The sequence below is a fragment of the Pantoea sp. X-Soil-YNGN-775 genome, assembly GCF_059730575.1.
Window position 1 is genome coordinate 471,183 of record NZ_AP035945.1, and the last position, 19,023, is coordinate 490,205.

Below are 19,023 nucleotides of genomic sequence, written 5' to 3' on the forward strand. Positions count from 1 at the left end.
AGGCACGTGTACTACATGACTGATATTCAAACCACTTTTGCTGACCTTGGCCTGAACGCCGACATCCTTGAATCACTGAATGGCATGGGCTACGTTAAGCCATCCCCAATCCAGGCTGAGTGTATTCCTCACCTGCTGGCGGGCCGTGACGTGTTAGGCATGGCGCAGACCGGGAGTGGTAAAACCGCGGCGTTCTCTCTGCCGCTGTTACACAACATTGATCCTACTGTTAAAGCGCCACAAATCCTGGTGCTGGCACCGACCCGCGAACTGGCGGTACAGGTTGCTGAAGCAGTTACCGAATTCTCTAAACATATGCGTGGCCTGAACGTGGTTGCCCTGTACGGCGGCCAGCGTTATGACGTGCAGCTGCGCGCCCTGCGTCAGGGACCTCAGGTTGTGGTAGGTACGCCTGGTCGTCTGCTTGACCACCTGAAACGCGGCACGTTAGATCTGTCTAACCTGCGCGGCCTGGTGCTGGACGAAGCGGATGAAATGCTGCGCATGGGCTTCATCGAAGACGTTGAAACCATCATGGCGCAGATCCCAGCCGATCATCAGACCGCGCTGTTCTCGGCAACCATGCCGGAAGCGATTCGCCGCATCACTAAGCGTTTCATGAAAGACCCACAGGAAGTGCGCATTCAGTCAAGCCTGACGACGCGTCCTGATATCAGCCAGAGCTACTGGACCGCTTACGGTCGTAAAACAGACGCGCTGGTTCGCTTCCTTGAAGCGGAAGACTTTGATGCTGCCATCATCTTCGTGCGTACCAAAAACGCAACCATGGAAGTGGCGGAAGCACTGGAGCGTAGTGGCTATAACAGCGCCGCGCTGAACGGTGACATGAACCAGGCACTGCGTGAGCAGACGCTGGAGCGCCTGAAAGATGGTCGTCTTGACATCCTGATCGCGACCGACGTTGCGGCCCGTGGCCTTGACGTTGAGCGTATCAGCCTGGTAGTTAACTACGACATTCCGATGGACGCAGAATCTTACGTTCACCGTATCGGCCGTACCGGTCGTGCGGGCCGTGCGGGTCGCGCCCTGCTGTTCGTTGAGAACCGCGAGCGTCGTCTGCTGCGCAACATCGAACGCACAATGAAGCTGACTATTCCTGAAGTAGAGCTGCCAAACGCAGAACTGCTGGGTCAGCGTCGTCTGGCTAAATTTGCGGCTAAAGTCCAGCAGCAGCTGGAAAGCAGCGACCTGGATCAGTACCGTGCGCTGCTGGCTAAAATGCAGCCAGAAGAAGAGATGGATCTGGAAACGCTGGCAGCGGCACTGCTGAAGATGGCACAGGGCGAACGTCCTCTGATTCTGCCACCAGAAGCACCGCGTCCGGCACGTCGCGAATACCGCGATCGTGACGAGCGTGATGGCCGTCGTGACAGCCGCGAAGCGCGTGACTCACGAGGTCCACGTGAAAGCCGTGATGGCGACCGTCCACGTCGTGAACGTCGTGACGTTGGCGAAATGCAGCTGTATCGCATTGAAGTGGGTCGCGATGATGGTGTTGAAGTTCGTCACATCGTTGGTGCGATTGCTAACGAAGGCGACATCAGCAGCCGTTACATCGGTAACATCAAGCTGTTCGGCACTCACTCAACCATCGAGCTGCCGAAAGGCATGCCAGGCGATGTGCTGCAGCACTTCACCCGTACGCGTATTCTGAACAAGCCGATGAATATGCAGCTGCTGGGTGATGCACAGCCGAACGAAGGCCGTGGCGATCGTCGTCCAGCCGGTGGTGAGCGTCGTGGTCCTGCTGGTGCAGGCGCGGGCGCAAACCGTGAAGGTGGTCGTCGCTTCTCTTCTGAACGCCGTGAAGGTGGTCGTGAAGGCGGACGCAGCTTCAACCGTGAAGGCGGTCGTGGTCCACGTCGTGAAGATGGCGCTGCCGCAGCACCACGTCGTCGTGACGCATAACAGACGTTAAGTCGTGATAAAAAGGGAAGCCCTCGGGCTTCCCTTTTTTTATGCCTGTCAGGCGCCGCCGCTGATCATCACACGCTCGCCGCTGACGTAGGCTGACTCCTCAGAGGCGAGAAACAGCGCCACCTGGGCGACATCTTCCGGCAGGCCAAACCGTCCCAGCGGGGTCGCCGCCAGCAGTTGCGCCTTGAGCTGCGGGCTGATTTTCTTGGCTGCCAGCAAACCCTCGGTCAGGATCATGCCCGGCGCTAATGCGTTGACCCGAATGTTTTTCGCCCCCAGCTCCCGCGCCAGACCCTGAGTCAGGGTATCTATAGCCCCTTTGGTGGCGGCCCACAGCACCGAGCCAGGAGTACTGTTTTTGCTGTTGAGGGCGCTAAGGTTAATGATGCTGCCACCGTGCGGCGGAAAGTGGTGAATCGCCTGCTGACACACCAGCATGGTGCCGAGCAGATTAACGTCGATCTGCTGGCGCATCGCCTCCAGCGTCAGGTCTGCAAAGTCACCGTGATGGAAACTGCCGGCATTGTTGACCACGATATCCGGTGCCCCGAACTCCGCCACGGTGGTGGCAAACAGCCGCTCAACCTCGCGCGGTTGTGAGATATCCGCCTGTACCGCCACCGCCTCGCTGCCCAGCGACAGGATATCGCTCACCACATCGGCCGCACCCGGCTCGTCCTGGCGATAGTTGACCACCACGCGCGCGCCAGCGGTGGCAAAAGCGATGGCGATCGCCGCGCCAATGCCTTTTGACGCGCCCGTCACCAGCGCTATTTTGTTTTCCAGAGCTTTCATAATATTGTTCTCTGTCGTAATGATTGCGTCGGTAGACTATGCGCGCTGGTGCCGGATGTGGGTAGCGCAATCCTGCAAGCTTTTTGCACGATCCTGCAAAGATGAGCGCGCAAGGCAGGCGCCGGGATTAACTTACGTTAAGATCTGTCGCATCTGAATCCGGAGTGGACCGGGACGGGAGGAGTGATGACAGAAGCCCCTGAGTGGCAAACGCTGGCGCAGCTGATCGATCGTCACGCGCCGAGTGATGGCCGGCACAGCAGCGCCATAGACTGCCTGTTTTTTGGCCGTAGTTCAGCCCCCAGTGAGCCGGTGCACATTGCCCAATGGGCCAGCTTTGCGCTGGTGGCGCAGGGCGGTAAAGCGCTGCATATCGGCGATGAGATCCTGCATTACGGGCCGGGCGATCTGCTGCTGGTAACGCTGGATATGCCGGTCCGCGGCTGCGTCACCGTAGCCACGCCGGAAAAGCCCAATCTGGGTATCGGCATCACCATCAATGAAACCCGGCTGATGCGTTACCTCGAGCAGTTTCCGCCGGTGCTGCCGCTGTCGCAGGCACGCAGCGAGCGGGGCATTACGGTGCATAAGATGTCACCGCTGCTGGTCGATGCGGTGATACGGCTGGTGCGCTTGCTCGATCATCCGCAGGATATCGCCGCGCTGGCGCCGTTGATTGAACAGGAGATCTTCTATCGACTGCTGACCGGGCCGGAAGGACCGCGCATTCTGAATATGGCGCTGGCAGAGCGGCCCGGCAACCGGGTGGCACAGGCGGCGCGCTGGCTACGGGAAAACTTCCACCGACCGCTGAAAATTGATCAGCTCGCCAGCAACGTCGGGATGAGCGTCTCATCGCTGCATCATCACTTCAAAGCGGTGACGGCGATGACGCCGATGCAATACCAGAAGCAGCTGAGGCTGAATGAGGCGAGACGGCTGATGCGGGTGGAAAAGCTGGATGCAGGGACGGCGGGCTATCGGGTAGGGTATCAGAGCGCTTCGCAGTTCAGCCGGGAGTACAGCCGCTTTTATGGTCGATCGCCGGCGCGTGACAGTCGGCAACTGGCGGTGGGTGCCGATGGCTTGCCTCCACCGCCGGCAGAATTACAGACTGCGGGCCGCTTCCATCGCAATAGCGAATGAACGCAGACGCGCCTCAGTATCGAAAATCTGGCCGTTGACCATGATCTCGTCAGCCTGAGTTTCGCGCATCAGCGAAGCCAGACCGTGACGCACTTTGTCGCTATCGCCGACCAGCGACATGCTCAAGGCCTGCTGCACGCCATACTGTTCTGACGGTGACCAGAGATTATCCATGTTCTCAACCGGTGCGGGTAACGGGCCCGGCTTACCGCGGCGCAGGTTAATAAACTGCTGTTGCTGCGAGGTAAACAGGAAGCGCGCATCACGTTCGCTGTCGGCAGCCACCACGTTGATACAGACCATGGCGTACGGTTTTTCGAGACGCGCCGACGGCTGGAAGTTTTCACGGTAGACGTGCAGCGCCTGGAACAGCTGGTCGGGCGCGAAATGCGAAGCAAAGGCGAACGGCAGACCCAATTTGGCTGACAGCTGGGCGCTGTAAAGGCTGGAACCAAGCAGCCAGACCGGGATTTTCAGCCCCAGACCGGGCACCGGTTGTACCGCCGGCTGTTCGCCCGGTTCGGCATCGAACCAGCCGATCAGTTCGGCCACATCATCCGGGAAGGTATCGGCGTGCATGCTGGAGAGATGGCGACGCAGCGCCATCATCGTACGCTGATCGGAACCGGGCGCGCGGCCCAGGCCTAAATCGATACGGCCGGGATACAGCGAGGCCAGGGTGCCAAACTGCTCGGCAATCACCAGTGGCGCATGGTTAGGCAGCATAATGCCGCCGGAGCCGAGCTGCAGCGTGTCGGTATTCGCTGCCAGATAACCAATCAGCACCGAGGTCGCGGCACTGGCAATGCCCGTCATATTGTGATGTTCAGCCAGCCAGTAGCGCTGGTAGCCCAGCTTTTCAGCCTGACGCGCCAGCGCCAGCGAAGTGTGGAACGCCTCACGTGCGGTCGCGCCCTGGGGGATCGGCGCCAGATCCAGCACGGACAGACGAAGAGGTTTTTTCTCAGACATGGCTACTCCCGTTAGATGGCGCAGACGTCAGATTCTGCACCATTTAGTATTACGCATCATTCCTGATATTAAAACTGCTAACCTCAGCAGGAATATAGCCGGTATGTGCTTTTACTCAGGATGCCAGCGTCATGCCCGCCAGTTTGCGCCAGTAGCCATTACAATCGTTGCCTTTCGCCACCATCAGCGGTGCCTGACCGTTTTCATTGGCGCGGAAGCGATCGATCTCCGCCAGGGTTCCGCTATCCTGCGGCGAGAACCGTACGCAGTCGACCCAGCGATGCATGCCCGGCAAATCGTTGCCGAGGTTATAGCAGTAGCCGCTCATGGTCTGAATGCCGTTGAGCACGAACACCTGCTGACCTTCCTGCGACAGCACACGACGCCCTTCCGGATACTTGATGCAGCAGGTTTCACAGGCGTCTTTGGCGCGCTTCTCTGAACGCGCGGTAAAGCAGCGCGCCGATAACGCCAGCGGCAGATGGCCGTAGCCCAGCACTTCGACCTGAAACTGCTGCCGGATACCCCGTTCTTCGCACTGTTGCAGCAACTGCAGCAGCCAGTCGCGCGACATCTCAACCGGCATGCACCAGCGTGTCATGCCTTCTTTCACCAGCAGCTGCAGCGTCTCGGCGTTATAAACATTCAGCGTCGGCCCGGCAACAAACGGCAGCTGGCGCTCGGCGGCCATGTTCACCGTGCCGATATCATTGGCTTCGATCAGAAACTCGCCATTTTCAACGTAGCGCTTCAGCTCTTTCAGTTCCGACGGCGATTGCAGCAGCGCCAGGGTGCTAAGCACAACCTGTTTGCCACTGGCGGCCAGTTCGCGCGCCAGCGTCATCCAGTCGGCATAACTGGTGGCGCGTCGTTTGCTGCACACCGCTTCACCGAGATAGATGATATCCGCGCTGCTGCGGGCCGCCTGCTGATAAAAGTTTTCCAGTGTTTCAGTTGGCCAGTACCAGAGCACCGGTCCGAGGGCATATTGCATCATGACTCCTTATTGCCATTCGCGGTGATAGGCACCCAGCGTGGTCTGCGTTCCTTCTGACAGATCGCCCAGCGTCTTCATCCACTCTGGCGTCACGCCGAAATGTTCCGGCTGTGCTTTACAGCGATCGATTGCCTGACGCCAGACGCGCGCCACGTCAGCCACGTAGGCCGGGCTGCGCTGGCGGCCTTCAATTTTCACCGAGGCGATGCCGGCACGCAGCAGCTCCGGCAGCAGCTCCAGCGTATTGAGGCTGGTGGGCTCTTCCAGCACGTGATAGCGCTGATCGTTAACCTGATAGCGACCTTTGCATAAGGTGGGGTAGCCCGCGCTTTCGTCAGGTGCATAGCGATCGATCAGCACCTCATTCAGACGTGACTCCATGCCCTGCGGTGTCTGCTGCCAGCGCACGAATTTCGCGGGCGAACAGGCACCGGCGCTGTTAGGGGATTCACCGGTCAGCCACGAAGAGAGGTAGCAGCGTCCTTCGGCCATAATGCACAGGCTGCCGAAAGCGAACACTTCCAGCGGCACCGGGGTCGAGCGGGCGAGCTGTTTGACCTGATGAATCGACAGCACCCGCGGCAGCACCACGCGGTGTAAATTGAAATGTCGATGGTAAAAACGGACCGCCTCAAGATTGGTGGCGGAGGCCTGTACCGACAGATGGCGTTCAACCTGCGGGTAGCGGGACGCGGCATATTCCAGTGTGGCAATATCCGCCAGAATCAGCGCATCTGCGCCGTTTTGTGCCGCCACGTCAATCGCCCGCTGCCAGCGTCCCATGCCATCCGGATGAGCAAAGGTATTGATCGCCACATGCAGTTTACGCTGATGCTGATGCAGATAGCGCGCGGCCTCAGCCAGCTTTTTATCGGTGAAGTTCAGGCCCGCAAAGTGGCGCGCATTGGTGTCATCTTTCAGTCCCACATACACGGCATCGGCACCGTTCTCTACGGCGGTGCGTACTGCGGGTAAATTTCCTGCCGGGCAGAGCAGTTCCATCGGTAATCCTCTCGACATGCAGATGGGCAACGAGTCTAGGCATCTGCTGGCAGGCAAATGTTGATTTGGGGCAGTGAAATTCCAATTGATCATCGCCGATGATGTTTTTTTAATCGGCCGTCAGTGGTTTTTATTGATCTCAGAGGAGGCGCGCAGAAAAGGATGTGGCAATATACGTAAAATTTTCTGAAGGGAGTGAAGAAAGTGTTAGAGCGGTTACATGCCCATATTGTGAAAAAGGCGCCAGAAATCTTAGGCTTACCCGCATCGCTTACCCCATTCCCGGTTAAAAAGTTGCTTTTGCAACAACTCCTAAACTGGCAATTTCGCCATGCTTTGGCCGAAGGTGAGTTAGACTTTCTCGAAGGACGCCTGCTCGGGATCGACATTGCGGATGTCAGTCTGCAATGGATAACCACGATGCAGGATGGCCGACTGGCGGTATTGCAGCACGCCGAAGCGGATGTCTGGTTTCGGGGCAATGCCAATGACTTGTTGCTGGTGGCAGCACGTAAAGCAGATCCCGACATGCTGTTCTTTCAGCGCCGTCTGGCGATTGAAGGCGACACCGAGCTGGGACTGGAGGTGAAGAACGTAATGGATGCTATTGAACTCGACGCCATGCCCACCGCATTACGCACGGCAATTCAGCAGATGGCGAATTTTGTTGAAGCCGGAATGAAACAGGACGCGAAGGCCACACAGGCGCGCGCGGGTGCTGCATGTTAATACGTACCGAGATTGGCGTTGATGCCGCAGGCATCGACAGTTTGCTGAGGCGCTGTTTCAGCACCTCAGCCGAAGCTGAACTGACCCAGGCGTTACGTGAAGATGGCCTGCTGACGCTGGGCGTGGTGGCGACCGACGAGGAAGGACAGGTGCTGGGCTATGCTGCATTCAGTCCGGTTAGCGTACAGGGCGACGATCGCAACTGGGTCGGACTGGCCCCGCTGGCGGTGGACGAAAGCCTGCGCGGTCAGGGCATTGCGAAACAGCTGATTTATGAAGGGCTGGATACGCTGAATGAGTTCGGCTATAGCGCGGTAGTGGTGCTGGGCGATCCGGCGCTGTTTAACCGCTTTGGCTTTGAGCCTGCCGCCCGTTACGGCCTGCACTGCCGCTGGCCCGGCAGCGAAGCCGCTTTCCAGGTCTACCGTCTGGCGGATAACGCCTTCGACGGTGCCGAAGGCCGCATTGAATACGCTGAACCCTTTAACCGTCAGCCTTAACCGGCGTCTCCAGCCAGCTTTCCAGACTGACCGGCTGGCTCGCCACCAACAGCAATTTCTGCTGGCGGGTCAGTTGCTTCACCTGATACTCCAGTCTGGAGGCGCTGGCGCGATCGCCCGCTTCACAGTGAAAAACCAGATCCAGCGGGCCTTTGCCGCGCAGCGCCCGGGCACCGCGTCCACGCTGATGCTGATCCACCCGGCGCGGAACGTCGGTGGTGATGCCGGTGTAGAGGCTCCCTTTCGCCGTACGGACGATATAGAGTTGCCAGCGCTGACTCATCGTAATGGATTCCATAAAAACAGTGCCGGGCAGTGTAGCGCGCTTCGCCGCCTGTCGCTATCCGGTGCGCCGTCAGGAGATCACCTTGTCCGACCATGCCCATCTTGTTCGCTACCTCAGAAAACAGCACGTCCTTTCCCTTTGCTGTACCGCCGATGATGAGCTGTGGTGCGCCAACTGTTATTACGTCTTCGACGAAGCACGCATGGCGTTCTGGATCATGACGGAGCCGGATACCCGTCACGGACTGCTGGTGATGAAAAATCCGCAGGTGGCGGGCACGGTCAACGGCCAGCCCAGAAGCGTGCTGCTGATCAAAGGGGTGCAGTATCGCGGCCACATCGTGCGGCTGAACGACGAGGCAGAGCGCGTGGCACGCAACGCCTACCAGAAGCGGTTCCCGGTTGCGCGTAAAGTCTCTGCGCCGCTGTGGGAGATTCAACTGGATGAAGTGAAGATGACCGACAATGCGCTGGGCTTCGGCAAGAAAATTGCCTGGGTACGGCAAGAGGTAAGGCAGGATTAGCGGCCCCTCTCCGGCAGGAAAGGGGCGCAGCGGGTTAAATCGCTTCGAGGATCCGCAGGGATTCGCGATTAAACGCCGGCAGATCGTCAGGCGTCCGGCTGGTCACCAGCTTATCGTCGTCAACCACCACTTCTTTATCGTGGAAGTCAGCACCCGCGTTCACCAGATCAATGGCAATCGCCTTCACGCTGGTCATCTTGCGGCCACGCACGCCATTGGCGCTGATCAGCAGCTGTGGACCATGGCAAATCGCAAAGATAGGTTTGCCGCTGGCGACAAATTCTTTGGTAAATGCGACAAAGCGATCGTCGCCGCGCAGGGCATCCGGTGAATGACCGCCGGGCAGCAGCAACGCATCAAACTCGGCCGGGCTGACGTCATCAATACTGCGATCGATAGTCACTTCCGCTTCGCCTTGTTTCCCTTTGACTACGTTACCCGCTTGCTTCTCGATGGTGATCACCTCATAGCCAGCGCCTTTGTAACTTTCGGCCGGTGAGGTAAATTCTGAGTCTTCAAATTCATCAGTAATCAAAACCGCAACTTTCTTACTCATCTTTTCCTCCTTAAACGGTGAAGCGCGGGATGCGCTTTCCTGATTAACCTGTTAAGCCTGGACGCTCCATGTCAGAACGCAAGCCAGGCCGCGTAGATCAGCTATCTTTTAACCTGTGAGCAGTGAAATAAGGACGAATCTGAAATGAATCGCGTATTACTGACTGGGGCCACCGGATTAGTCGGATCGCATCTGCTGCGCTTGCTGATTGAGGACCCGCGGGTCGATGAAATTATTGCGCCGACCCGGCGGGCCTTACCCGCAATGCGCAAGGTGGTTAATCCGGTTGAAGCGGATCTCACCGACGTGCTTGGGCCATTGCAAACCTCGCTGGATACGGTGTTCTGCTGTCTGGGCACTACCCGCAAGCAGGCAGGCAGCAAGCAGGCCTTTATCCACGTCGATTACACGCTGGTGGTCGACAGCGGCCTGAGCGGACTGCGTTTAGGGGCGAAGCAGATGCTGGCGATCAGTGCACACGGTGCCAGCCGTCACTCGCCGTTTTTTTATAATCGGGTCAAAGGTGAGATGGAAAATGCGCTACGGCATCAGGGCTGGCCGCGCCTGACGCTGGTGCGGCCCTCGTTACTGCTGGGCGATCGGGCGCAGACGCGCCCTGGAGAGAGTCTGATGGCACCGCTGTTTGGCCTGCTGCCGGGCAACTGGCGATCGGTCACCGCACGTGACGTGGCGCGCTGCCTGCATCAGCAGGCCTTTACGCCGGGTGGCGACAGCGTAACCATCATTGAGTCGGGAGATATTCCGCGTCACTCAGCGTAGCTGCCAGATACGCTGATTGCGGCTGCCGCGCCACAGCAGCCGCAGATCTTTTTCCGCCTCGACAAAGCGGCCATCAATCAGCACGTCGAGATAGTCCAGCACCTCGCGCTGGGCACCATTCAGCTCCTGCATCTGGTAACCGGTCCACAGCCAGATATCTTTATCGGGGCACGTCTGCCGCACCCGTTTCACCAGCCGGCGAATGTGCGGCACGTTATGCGGATGCAGCGGATCGCCGCCGCTCAGTGACAGTCCCTGACGCGGGATGCGGGTATCCTGCAAATCTGCCAGCAGTTGCTCTTCCATCGCCAGGGTAAAGGGAACGCCCGAATCGAGCCGCCAGGTACTCTGGTTGTAGCAGCCGCGACACTGATGTTCGCAGCCGGCGACAAACAGGGTACAGCGCGTGCCCGGCCCGTTCACGATATCCACATCGTAATAGCGATGGATACGCATCATCCCAGCGGGCCCTCGAGATGTTTCACCCGACGCTGCACTTCCTGCTGTTTACCGGCGTTGAACGGTCGCGCATCCGGGCTGCCGAGATAGCCACAGACCCGCCGCGTAACCGAGACGCGGGCCGGATCGTGGTTGCCGCACTGCGGACAGGTAAAGCCGCGGCTGGTGCAGGTAAACTCGCCGTTGAACCCGCAGTCGTAGCACTCGTCAATCGGGGTGTTGGTGCCGTAATAGGGCACGCGGTCGTAGCTGTAATCCCAGACATCTTCCAGCGCCTTCAGGTTGTGCTGAATGTTGGGGTATTCGCCGTAACAGATGAAACCGCCATTCGCCAGCGGTGGATAGGGCGCTTCAAAGTCAATTTTGTCGTACGGATTCACCTTCTTCTCAACGTCGAGATGGAAGCTGTTGGTGTAGTAGCCTTTGTCGGTGACGCCGGGCACCACGCCAAATTCCGCTGCATCAAGCCGGCAGAAGCGATCGCACAGATTTTCACTTGGGGTGCTGTAGAGGCTGAAGCCGTAACCGGTCTCGTCTTTCCAGCGATCGGTCGCGGCGCGCAGATGGGCGATAATCTCCACCCCTTTAGCGCGCAGGGCCGCATCATCATACGGATGCTGCTTGCCACCGCTTAGTGCGTTCAGGGTTTCATGCAGGCCGATATAACCCAGCGACAGTGAGGCGCGGCCGTTGCGGAAAATCGGTCCGATCTCATCATCGGCGTTCAGGCGAACGCCACAGGCCCCTTCCATATAGAGGATTGGCGCCACCCGCGCTTTGGTTTTCTCCAGGCGCGCCACGCGGGTCATTAATGCCCGCTTCGCCAGCAGCAGACGTTGATCCAGCAGTGACCAGAAGCGCGCTTCATCACCCGCCGCCTCCAGCGCAATACGTGGCAGATTAAGGCTGATCACCCCGATATTATTGCGGCCTTCATGGATCTGCTCGCCGTTCTCTTCATACACCCCGAGGAAGCTGCGGCAGCCCATCGGCGTCTTAAAGGAACCGGTGACCTTCACCACCTGATCGTAATTGAGAATATCGGGATACATGCGCTTACTGGCGCACTCCAGTGCCAGCTGCTTGATGTCGTAATTAATGTCGCCTGCGCGCCGGTTGACCCCTTCACGAATGCTGAACACCAGTTTTGGGAACACCGCAGTTTTGCGGTTCTTGCCCAGACCGGCCAGCCGGTTACGCAGAATCGACTGCTGGATCAGCCGGGCCGCCCAGTCCGTGCCCAGCCCGAAGCCAAAGGTGACAAACGGCGTCTGACCGTTGGCGGTATGCAGGGTATTGACCTCGTACTCCAGCGACTGGAAGGCGTCGTAACACTCTTTTTCGGTGCGCTGCTGCGCGTATTGCTCCGCTTCAGCGATCTGCCACTCCACAGCGATGGCGTGATGGCGGCGATAGCTCAGCTCAACAAACGGGGCGAGCACCTCATCAATCCGGTTGATGGTGGTACCGCCGTAGATATGGCTGGCGACCTGGGCGATGATCTGGGCGGTAACGGCGGTCGCGGTGGCGATCGATTTAGGCGGCTCAATCTCGGCATTGCCCATTTTAAAGCCGTTGGTCAGCATCCCTTTCAGATCGATCAGCATGCAGTTAAACATCGGGAAGAAGGGCGAATAGTCGAGATCGTGATAGTGGATCTCGCCGCGCTCGTGGGCCAGCACCACATCACGCGGCAGGATCTGCTGTTGGGCATAGTGCTTCGCCACGATCCCGGCCAGCAGATCGCGCTGGGTCGGGATCACTTTGCTGTCTTTATTGGCATTTTCGTTCAGCAGGGCGGCGTTGGTCTGATCGACCAGCCCGCGAATGGCGTGATGTAACTGGCTCTGGCGATCGCGCGCGACGTCACGATCGTGGCGATATTCGATATAGGTCCGGGCCAGCTGCGGATAGGGACCGGCCATCAGTGTCTCTTCGACCGCACACTGGATCTCGCGGATGTCGACTTCCTGACGCTCTGCCAGCAGCGTACTGACGCGCTGCGCCACCTGCGCGCACCAGGCCGCATCGTCCACATTTGCCGCACGCGCGGCAGCGGCCACGGCTTGCTGAATACGTTGTGCATCAAAGCCTGTCCGGCATCCATCACGCTTAATCACTACCGTCGCCATTCTCCCTCCAGAGACTACATATGGGTGTTTGCAGGATTCTAATACCTACATGTAGTGATTGTTGCGAATTATTCCACCGAATTTTGACCTGAAACAAGGAACGGCGAAGCGGGCAGAAAAAAGCGCCGGATGTTAACTATTCCGTCGTCAGTTCAAATTTCTTAATGTATTAACTTGCTTAAGCGCGCGAAACAACTTTAATCAGGGTTTGCCCGTGATAAGTCATTGACTCTACAAGGATGCCCGCCAATGTGGTTACGCCGTTCTCTGATTGCTGGTTGCAGTGCGATAAGTTGCGTTATGAGTGTGGCGCTGGTCTCTCCGGCGCTGGCTGAAAAGCTCCCCTTAATGCCCTGGCCGCAACGGGTTGAGCAGCCAGCCAGCGGCGGCACGCTGAGCCTGACGCCGCAGCTGACACTGCAGATTAGCGGCGATCATCTGGCGGGGGCCGAGGCGCGCTGGCTGGAACGCATCGCTAATCAGACCGGCTGGCCGCTGTTGCCCGCCCGTCAGCCGGTGGCGCAGCCGACCATCCGTATCGTGATTGATAAAACAGTCGATCCGCTGCAGCTGCCCGACAGTGATGAACGTTATCACCTGCAAATTGATGGCAGCGGGGTGCTGCTCCGTGCCCCCAGCCGGTTCGGCGCGATGCGCGGCATGGAAACTCTGCTGCAGCTGATTCAGAACGGCGATCGGGGCACCACGCTGCCTTATGTGACCATTGATGACCAGCCGCGATTCCCCTGGCGCGGAATACTGATCGACAGCGCTCGTCACTTTATGCCAATTGAAACCCTCCGGCGGCAAATTGATGGCATCGCCGCCGCCCGGATGAACGTCTTTCACTGGCATCTGACCGACGATCAGGGCTGGCGTTTTGCTTCCAGCCACTATCCTCAGCTTCAGCAGAAAGCCAGTGATGGCCGCTATTACACTCAGCAACAGATGCGTGAACTGGTGCAGTATGCCGCCGATCGCGGTGTGCGGGTGGTGCCGGAGCTGGATCTGCCGGGCCACGCCTCGGCGCTGGGGGTGGCGATGCCGGAGCTGATCAGCGCGCCGGGTCCCTATCAGATGGAGCGCGGCTGGGGAGTGTTTAAACCGCTGCTGGATCCCAGCAATGAGCAGGTCTATCAGGTGATCGACACGCTGGTTGGCGAAATGGCTGCGATCTTTCCCGATCCGTGGCTGCACATTGGCGGCGATGAGGTCGATCCGACTCAGTGGAACCAGTCTCCGCAGATCCAGCAATTTATGCGCGATCGCGGGCTGAAAGATGCTCACGCAGTGCAGGCCTGGTTCAATCAGCGGGTTGAGAAGATCCTTGAGAAGCACCAGCGTCAGATGATCGGCTGGGATGAGATCGCCCATCCCGATCTGCCGCGCAGCATTCTGATCCAGTCGTGGCAGGGCCAGGATGCGCTGAGCGAGGTCGCCAAAGAGAACATGCGCGGCATCCTTTCTACCGGCTTCTATCTCGATCAGCCGCAGCCCGCCAGCTATCACTACCGCAACGAAATCTATCCGCAGGGACTTAACGGCCAGGATAAGCTGCAGCCGGGTGAACAGGCGCAAAGCTGGGCATTTACCCTGCCGCGTCTGAAAGGCAGTCCGGTGCAGGGCAGTTTTACCCTGATTGAGGGGCAGCAGGGCTGGCGTGGCTTTATCGACTTTGCCGGCAAAGCGCGGCGAATGGTCAGCCAGATCGACTGGCTATCGACGCAGCAGGTGCGTTTTCAGGTCGACAGCTGGATGGGGCCGTTGCAGCCGGTGGTGACGCTGCAGCCGCAGACGCAGGCGCTCAGCGGCTATGTGCGGGTGGGGAACGTGCGTTATCCGGTCAGCGGCAAAAAGCTGGCGCAGGCACCGGCCGGGATTGCGCCCACGCTGCCGACACCGCAGCAGATGCAGCAAAATCTGCTGGGCGGGGAGGCGGCGCTGTGGGCCGAGAATATCAACAGCCAGATTATTGATACCAAACTGTGGCCGCGCGCCTTTGTGGTCGCCGAGCGTTTGTGGTCCGCTCAGGACGTTACCGATAGCGATGAGATGTATCAGCGGCTGGCGGCGATGGATCGCTGGAGCAGCGTCTCTGTCGGCACTCAGCAACACGCCCAGGCGGAACGTCAGATGATGCGGCTGGCCAACCGCAGCGATATCGCGCCGCTGCAGGTGCTGGCCGAGGTGCTGGAACCGGCGCAGTACTACACCCGACAGCACCTGAAGTTTCAGGCCGGCCATTATGATTACCATGAGCCGTTAAACCGGCTGGCGGATGTGCTGCCCGCCGAGAGTGAGGCGGCGCGCCAGCTGGAGCATCAGGTCGCCGCGCTGATCGCCAACCGCACCGATCCGACGGCGGCGGCGGCGATTCAACATCAGCTCCAGCGCTGGCAGGCGAATACCGCGCAGGTGATGCCGCTGCTGAATGCTAACTACCTGCTGAAGCCGCTGGCAGCCAGTGCGCAACAGGTGGACGCGTTGAGCCGGATGGGGATTTCGCTGGTGAACGCCTGGGCCCGTAACCAGGCCTTTGGGGCCAGTGAAGTGGCACAGATGCACGCCACGCTGGACGCGGCGGCGGAAGTGCAGGATGAGACGGTGATTGCGCTGGTCAGGCCGCTGGAAACGCTGCTGCGCGCCTTTAAGTAGTCGGGCGCGGCCTGAAGCGGCCGCGCACTATTATGATGCCGGACCGCTGACCGAATGACGGCGCACCAGCGTCGGGCTGAACATGTGGGTCACTTCCGGCAGTGGCTGGTCATTGGCCAGCGCCAGGGCCAGTTCGGCGGCCTGCTGCGCCATGGTGACGATGGGATAGCGTACGGTGGTGAGACGCGGGCGCACGTAGCGTGATACCAGCACATCGTCGAAACCAATCAGTGACATCTCTTCTGGCACCCGGACGCCGTTATCGCTCAGCACCGCCAGTGCGCCGGCGGCCATCGAGTCGTTGTAGCAGGCAACCGCGGTGAAATTTTTGCCGCGTCCCAGCAGTTCGGTCATCGCCGTTTCGCCGCCCACCTCATCCGGTTCACCCCAGGTCACCAGCCGATCGCTGCACGGCAGGCCATGCTCTTTCAGCGCATCGTAGTAACCCTGCAGGCGATCTTCGGCATCGGAAATGGTGTGGGTCGAGCAGATAAAGGCGATATTCTGGTGACCCAGCTGGATCAGATGGCGGGTCGCCAGCCAGGCGCCGTAGCGATCGTCGAGCGCAATACAGCGCTGCTCGAAGCCTTTGATCAGCCGGTTAAGCAGCACCATACCCGGCACCTGTTTCATTAACTGTTCCAGTTCTGCATCCGGAATTTTCTTGGCGTGCACCACCAGCGCTGCGCAACGGTGGCGCATCAGTTGTTCAATCGCCTGCCGCTCTTTTTGCTCATTGTGGTAACCGTTACCAATCAGCAAAAAGTTGCCGGTTTTTCCTGCGACTTCATCGACCGCTTTGACCATCGCGCCAAAAAACGGGTCCGACACATCACCGACAATCAGCCCGAGGGTTTCGGTAGACTGCTGCGCCAGCGCGCGCGCATTGGCGTTTGGGTGATACTGAAGTTGCTCCATCGCCTGGCCGACGGCCTGGCGCGAGCTGTCGCTGGCCTTGGGAGAATTATTGATTACACGGGAGACTGTGGCGACAGAAACGCCAGCCAGTCGGGCAACATCCTTTATGGTAGCCATGCGTTTACCTGCTTCCGGGGAAAACGTTTACACATCGCATCAGTGTTACGGAAAAGGGCCGCCACATCAAGCCAGCAGAATGCCAGCGTCGTCGCAAAAGAGGGCGAAATCGGGCCATCCGGCACGCCTTCTGCTGAAGCGGTACCCCATGCTATGCTGATTATCCCCAAATCTCTGCCGTGAAAAACAACGATGAAAACCAAAGTGCCACACCTGGCGCACTGGGGCGCCTTCACCGCCGTCACTGAAAACGATCGCCTGATTGGCTGCGAGCCTTTTTTCGCCGATGCCGATCCGTCCCCGATGATCCACACCATTCCTGAACTGGTCTACTCCGATAAGCGTATCCGCCAGCCGATGGTGCGTCGCTCGTGGCTGAAGTCACGTGAAAACAGCGATCGCACGCTGCGGGGCCGGGAAGATTTTGTGGCGGTCGACTGGGACACCGCGCTGGATCTGGTAGCAGATGAAAACCGCCGTATCCGCGAGCGCTACGGCGCATCGGGCATTTTCAATGGCTCATACGGCTGGTCATCAGCCGGACGGGTTAACCATGCCCGCACCCTGATCCGCCGCTTCTACTTTCAGGGCGGTGGCGGCGTCGACCAGCAGGGCAACTACAGCTGGGGCGCGGCGCAATTTTTCCTGCCGTATGTTATTGGCACCTATATGCCGCTGACCGGTCGCGTCACCGACTGGCCGGAAGTGGTGGAACATGCAGAGATTTTTGTCGCCTTTGGCGGACTGGCGCTGAAGAACGCCCAGGTCGCGTCGGGCGGAGCCGGGCAGCACAGCCTGAAACCGGCGCTGCAGCAGCTGGCGGCCAAAGGCACGCCGGTGATTAATATCAGCCCGATGCGCGATGACTGCCCGGCCTTCCTCAACGCCGAGTGGGTCCCGATTCGCCCGAATACCGACGTGGCGCTGATGCTGGCGCTGGGTTATGAGATTACCCAGCGCGGCGCGGTGGACGAGGCGTTTCTCGCCAGCCACTGCACCGGCTGGCCGCAACTGCGCGCCTACCTGCTGGGCGAAACGGACGGCGTGGCGAAAACCGCCGGCTGGGCCAGCCGCATCACCGGTATCCCGGCCGATCGCATCGTACAACTGGCGCAGCAGCTGATCGGCAAACGCAGCTTTATCACCTGCTCTTATTCGGTTCAGCGCGCCCACCGCGGTGAGCAGCCGTACTGGATGATGATCGCCCTGTCATCGATGCTCGGTCAGCCAGGCCTGCCGGGCGCGGGCTTCTCCTTTGGTCACGGGTCGATGAACAGCGTCGGCAATCCGCGCCAGGACGGCCCGGCACCGATGATGAGTACCGGACCCAACCCGTCTGGCCTGTCGATTCCGGTGGCGCGTATCAGCGATATGCTGCTCAATCCCGGCCAGCCTTACACCTTCCAGGGCGAGACGCTGCACTATCCTGACATCCATATGGTGCACTGGGCGGGTGGGAATCCGTTCCATCACCATCAGCAGCTCAACCGGCTGGTGGCGGGCTGGCAGCGACCTGACACCGTGGTGGTGCAGGACATTGTCTGGACTCCGGCGGCGCAGATGGCCGATATCGTGCTGCCCGCCACCACGACGCTGGAACGCAACGACATTGGCGGATCGTCACGCGACCGCTTTGTGCTGGCGATGCATCAGGCGATCAAACCGCAACATCAGGCGCGCAACGACTTCGATATCTTTGCCGATCTGGCGGAGCGTCTCGGCTACCGCGACACCTTTACTGAAGGGCGCAACGAGATGCAGTGGATTGAACATCTCTACCAGCAGTGTGCGGTGGCGCACCAGCGCAAAGGCATCAGCTTCCCTGAGTTTGAGGCGTTCTGGCAGCGCGGCTTTGTGGAGATCCCCGAGGGCGGCAAACCTTACGTGTTTATGGATGCTTTCCGCGCCGATCCGCAGGCCAACCCGATCAACACCGCCAGCGGCAAAATCGAGCTGTTCAGCCAGACGATTGCCGACTACCAGCTTGACGATTTTGCCGGCCATCCGGAGTGGCGCGAGCCGCAGGAGTGGCTGGGTGCGCCGATCGGCCGCGACTATCCGCTGCATATGATCTCGATTCAGCCTGCTGACCGGCTGCACAGCCAGCTGGATGGCACCGACACCGTGCAGGGCAATAAAACCGCCGGTCACGAAACGCTGTATATGCATCCGCTGGATGCGGCGGCGCGTGACATCGTCGACGGTGACGAAATCGAGGTAAGCAACGCGCGCGGCGTAATGCTGGCCGGCGTCCGGCTGACCGAGGGGCTGACCCAGGGCGTGGTGATCATCGCCACCGGTGCCTGGTTTGATCCCGGCTTCGGTCAGGCGTGGCAGCCCTACGATCGCGCCGGCAATCCCAACGTTCTGACGCTCGACATCGGCACCTCGTCGCTGACCCAGGGACCTAACGCCATGAGTTGTCTGGTCGAAATCAAAAAACATCCGGATTGCAAAATAGCGTAAGGATCTCATGGCTGGTTACACTTTGCCGGTAACTGTTGCGTTTGAGCGATGG

The 19,023-nt window shown here is 59.4% G+C and carries 17 protein-coding genes; 8 read left to right on the top strand and 9 right to left on the bottom strand.

Annotated features, from left to right (window positions below):
• Nucleotides 1-15 precede the first annotated feature (15 nt).
• The gene (locus AC6I8I_RS02125; protein WP_312055273.1) at nucleotides 16-1,929 is read left to right on the top strand and encodes a DEAD/DEAH family ATP-dependent RNA helicase; all 1,914 of its coding nucleotides are present in this window, start codon (nucleotides 16-18) and stop codon (nucleotides 1,927-1,929) included.
• 57 nt (nucleotides 1,930-1,986) lie between these two features.
• Here AC6I8I_RS02125 and AC6I8I_RS02130 read toward each other — a convergent pair whose 3' ends face one another.
• Nucleotides 1,987-2,733, bottom strand: a complete 747-nt coding sequence (locus AC6I8I_RS02130; protein ID WP_312055272.1) for an SDR family NAD(P)-dependent oxidoreductase — start codon at nucleotides 2,731-2,733, stop codon at nucleotides 1,987-1,989.
• A 186-nt stretch (nucleotides 2,734-2,919) separates the two neighbouring features.
• Here AC6I8I_RS02130 and AC6I8I_RS02135 point away from each other — a divergent pair, with 186 nt between their 5' ends.
• On the top strand, nucleotides 2,920-3,879 hold the full coding sequence (locus AC6I8I_RS02135; protein ID WP_497828258.1) for an AraC family transcriptional regulator: 960 nt from the start codon (nucleotides 2,920-2,922) through the stop codon (nucleotides 3,877-3,879).
• Here the strand turns inward: AC6I8I_RS02135 and AC6I8I_RS02140 are convergent.
• From AC6I8I_RS02140 to ubiU, 3 genes are all read right to left on the bottom strand, one after another.
• The gene (locus AC6I8I_RS02140) at nucleotides 3,841-4,851 is read right to left on the bottom strand and encodes a luciferase-like monooxygenase (protein ID WP_312055270.1); all 1,011 of its coding nucleotides are present in this window, start codon (nucleotides 4,849-4,851) and stop codon (nucleotides 3,841-3,843) included. The genes AC6I8I_RS02135 and AC6I8I_RS02140 overlap by 39 nt on opposite strands.
• Before the next feature lie 115 nt (nucleotides 4,852-4,966).
• Nucleotides 4,967-5,845 (bottom strand): U32 family peptidase, encoded by an 879-nt coding sequence (locus tag AC6I8I_RS02145; RefSeq protein ID WP_497828631.1) that lies wholly within the window; start codon nucleotides 5,843-5,845, stop codon nucleotides 4,967-4,969.
• 9 nt (nucleotides 5,846-5,854) lie between these two features.
• Nucleotides 5,855-6,850 carry a ubiquinone anaerobic biosynthesis protein UbiU gene (ubiU, locus tag AC6I8I_RS02150; protein ID WP_312055269.1) on the bottom strand — a complete coding sequence of 332 codons (996 nt, stop codon included), beginning with the start codon at nucleotides 6,848-6,850 and terminating at the stop codon, nucleotides 5,855-5,857.
• Nucleotides 6,851-7,054: 204 nt separating this feature from the next.
• On the opposite strand from ubiU, the gene ubiT reads away from it, so the two are divergent.
• Both ubiT and AC6I8I_RS02160 read left to right on the top strand, forming a co-directional pair.
• On the top strand, nucleotides 7,055-7,579 hold the full coding sequence (ubiT, locus tag AC6I8I_RS02155; protein WP_312055315.1) for a ubiquinone anaerobic biosynthesis accessory factor UbiT: 525 nt from the start codon (nucleotides 7,055-7,057) through the stop codon (nucleotides 7,577-7,579).
• On the top strand, nucleotides 7,573-8,079 hold the full coding sequence (locus tag AC6I8I_RS02160; protein ID WP_312055268.1) for a GNAT family N-acetyltransferase: 507 nt from the start codon (nucleotides 7,573-7,575) through the stop codon (nucleotides 8,077-8,079). The genes ubiT and AC6I8I_RS02160 overlap by 7 nt, the downstream gene beginning before the upstream one ends.
• Here AC6I8I_RS02160 and AC6I8I_RS02165 read toward each other — a convergent pair.
• The gene (locus AC6I8I_RS02165) at nucleotides 8,063-8,362 is read right to left on the bottom strand and encodes a GIY-YIG nuclease family protein (protein ID WP_312055314.1); all 300 of its coding nucleotides are present in this window, start codon (nucleotides 8,360-8,362) and stop codon (nucleotides 8,063-8,065) included. The two genes, AC6I8I_RS02160 and AC6I8I_RS02165, sit on opposite strands and share 17 nt — an antisense overlap.
• A gap of 85 nt (nucleotides 8,363-8,447) precedes the next feature.
• Here AC6I8I_RS02165 and AC6I8I_RS02170 point away from each other — a divergent pair, with 85 nt between their 5' ends.
• Nucleotides 8,448-8,888, top strand: coding sequence for a YhbP family protein (locus AC6I8I_RS02170; protein ID WP_312759913.1), 441 nt, complete (start codon nucleotides 8,448-8,450; stop codon nucleotides 8,886-8,888).
• Between the two features lie 34 nt (nucleotides 8,889-8,922).
• On the opposite strand, the gene AC6I8I_RS02175 is transcribed toward AC6I8I_RS02170, so the two are convergent.
• Nucleotides 8,923-9,444: a type 1 glutamine amidotransferase domain-containing protein gene (locus tag AC6I8I_RS02175; protein ID WP_312055267.1), complete on the bottom strand. Its 522-nt coding sequence runs from the start codon at nucleotides 9,442-9,444 to the stop codon at nucleotides 8,923-8,925.
• 144 nt (nucleotides 9,445-9,588) lie between these two features.
• Here AC6I8I_RS02175 and AC6I8I_RS02180 point away from each other — a divergent pair, with 144 nt between their 5' ends.
• A complete protein-coding gene (locus AC6I8I_RS02180; RefSeq protein WP_312055266.1) occupies nucleotides 9,589-10,224 on the top strand; it encodes an NAD-dependent epimerase/dehydratase family protein in 636 nt (211 codons plus the stop codon).
• Here the strand turns inward: AC6I8I_RS02180 and nrdG are convergent.
• Together nrdG and nrdD are read right to left on the bottom strand one after the other, a co-directional pair.
• A complete protein-coding gene (nrdG, locus tag AC6I8I_RS02185) occupies nucleotides 10,216-10,683 on the bottom strand; it encodes an anaerobic ribonucleoside-triphosphate reductase-activating protein (RefSeq protein ID WP_312055265.1) in 468 nt (155 codons plus the stop codon). The genes AC6I8I_RS02180 and nrdG overlap by 9 nt on opposite strands.
• Nucleotides 10,680-12,815 (bottom strand): anaerobic ribonucleoside-triphosphate reductase, encoded by a 2,136-nt coding sequence (gene nrdD, locus AC6I8I_RS02190; RefSeq protein WP_312055264.1) that lies wholly within the window; start codon nucleotides 12,813-12,815, stop codon nucleotides 10,680-10,682. The genes nrdG and nrdD overlap by 4 nt, the downstream gene beginning before the upstream one ends.
• Nucleotides 12,816-13,064: 249 nt before the next feature.
• On the opposite strand from nrdD, the gene AC6I8I_RS02195 reads away from it, so the two are divergent.
• Nucleotides 13,065-15,470: a beta-N-acetylhexosaminidase gene (locus AC6I8I_RS02195; RefSeq protein WP_497828259.1), complete on the top strand. Its 2,406-nt coding sequence runs from the start codon at nucleotides 13,065-13,067 to the stop codon at nucleotides 15,468-15,470.
• Nucleotides 15,471-15,500: 30 nt separating this feature from the next.
• Here the strand turns inward: AC6I8I_RS02195 and galR are convergent, their stop codons facing one another.
• Nucleotides 15,501-16,505, bottom strand: a complete 1,005-nt coding sequence (galR, locus tag AC6I8I_RS02200) for an HTH-type transcriptional regulator GalR (protein ID WP_312055262.1) — start codon at nucleotides 16,503-16,505, stop codon at nucleotides 15,501-15,503.
• 192 nt (nucleotides 16,506-16,697) lie between these two features.
• On the opposite strand from galR, the gene AC6I8I_RS02205 reads away from it, so the two are divergent.
• Complete coding sequence (locus AC6I8I_RS02205) at nucleotides 16,698-18,971, top strand: molybdopterin guanine dinucleotide-containing S/N-oxide reductase (protein WP_497828260.1); 2,274 nt, start codon at nucleotides 16,698-16,700, stop codon at nucleotides 18,969-18,971.
• The last annotated feature ends 52 nt before the right edge of the window (nucleotides 18,972-19,023 follow it).

Bases quoted from the DNA above. Each gene is read 5' to 3' on its own strand.
- AC6I8I_RS02195 (WP_497828259.1), top strand. From the start codon at position 13,065: ATGTGGTTACGCCGTTCTCTGATTGCTGGTTGCAGTGCGATAAGTTGC.
- nrdG (WP_312055265.1), bottom strand. From the start codon at position 10,683: ATGATGCGTATCCATCGCTATTACGATGTGGATATCGTGAACGGGCCG.
- nrdD (WP_312055264.1), bottom strand. From the start codon at position 12,815: ATGGCGACGGTAGTGATTAAGCGTGATGGATGCCGGACAGGCTTTGAT.
- AC6I8I_RS02145 (WP_497828631.1), bottom strand. From the start codon at position 5,845: ATGCAATATGCCCTCGGACCGGTGCTCTGGTACTGGCCAACTGAAACA.
- AC6I8I_RS02160 (WP_312055268.1), top strand. From the start codon at position 7,573: ATGTTAATACGTACCGAGATTGGCGTTGATGCCGCAGGCATCGACAGT.
- AC6I8I_RS02125 (WP_312055273.1), top strand. From the start codon at position 16: ATGACTGATATTCAAACCACTTTTGCTGACCTTGGCCTGAACGCCGAC.
- AC6I8I_RS02175 (WP_312055267.1), bottom strand. From the start codon at position 9,444: ATGAGTAAGAAAGTTGCGGTTTTGATTACTGATGAATTTGAAGACTCA.
- AC6I8I_RS02130 (WP_312055272.1), bottom strand. From the start codon at position 2,733: ATGAAAGCTCTGGAAAACAAAATAGCGCTGGTGACGGGCGCGTCAAAA.
- AC6I8I_RS02205 (WP_497828260.1), top strand. From the start codon at position 16,698: ATGAAAACCAAAGTGCCACACCTGGCGCACTGGGGCGCCTTCACCGCC.
- ubiU (WP_312055269.1), bottom strand. From the start codon at position 6,850: ATGGAACTGCTCTGCCCGGCAGGAAATTTACCCGCAGTACGCACCGCC.
- galR (WP_312055262.1), bottom strand. From the start codon at position 16,505: ATGGCTACCATAAAGGATGTTGCCCGACTGGCTGGCGTTTCTGTCGCC.
- AC6I8I_RS02135 (WP_497828258.1), top strand. From the start codon at position 2,920: ATGACAGAAGCCCCTGAGTGGCAAACGCTGGCGCAGCTGATCGATCGT.
- AC6I8I_RS02140 (WP_312055270.1), bottom strand. From the start codon at position 4,851: ATGTCTGAGAAAAAACCTCTTCGTCTGTCCGTGCTGGATCTGGCGCCG.
- AC6I8I_RS02180 (WP_312055266.1), top strand. From the start codon at position 9,589: ATGAATCGCGTATTACTGACTGGGGCCACCGGATTAGTCGGATCGCAT.
- AC6I8I_RS02165 (WP_312055314.1), bottom strand. From the start codon at position 8,362: ATGAGTCAGCGCTGGCAACTCTATATCGTCCGTACGGCGAAAGGGAGC.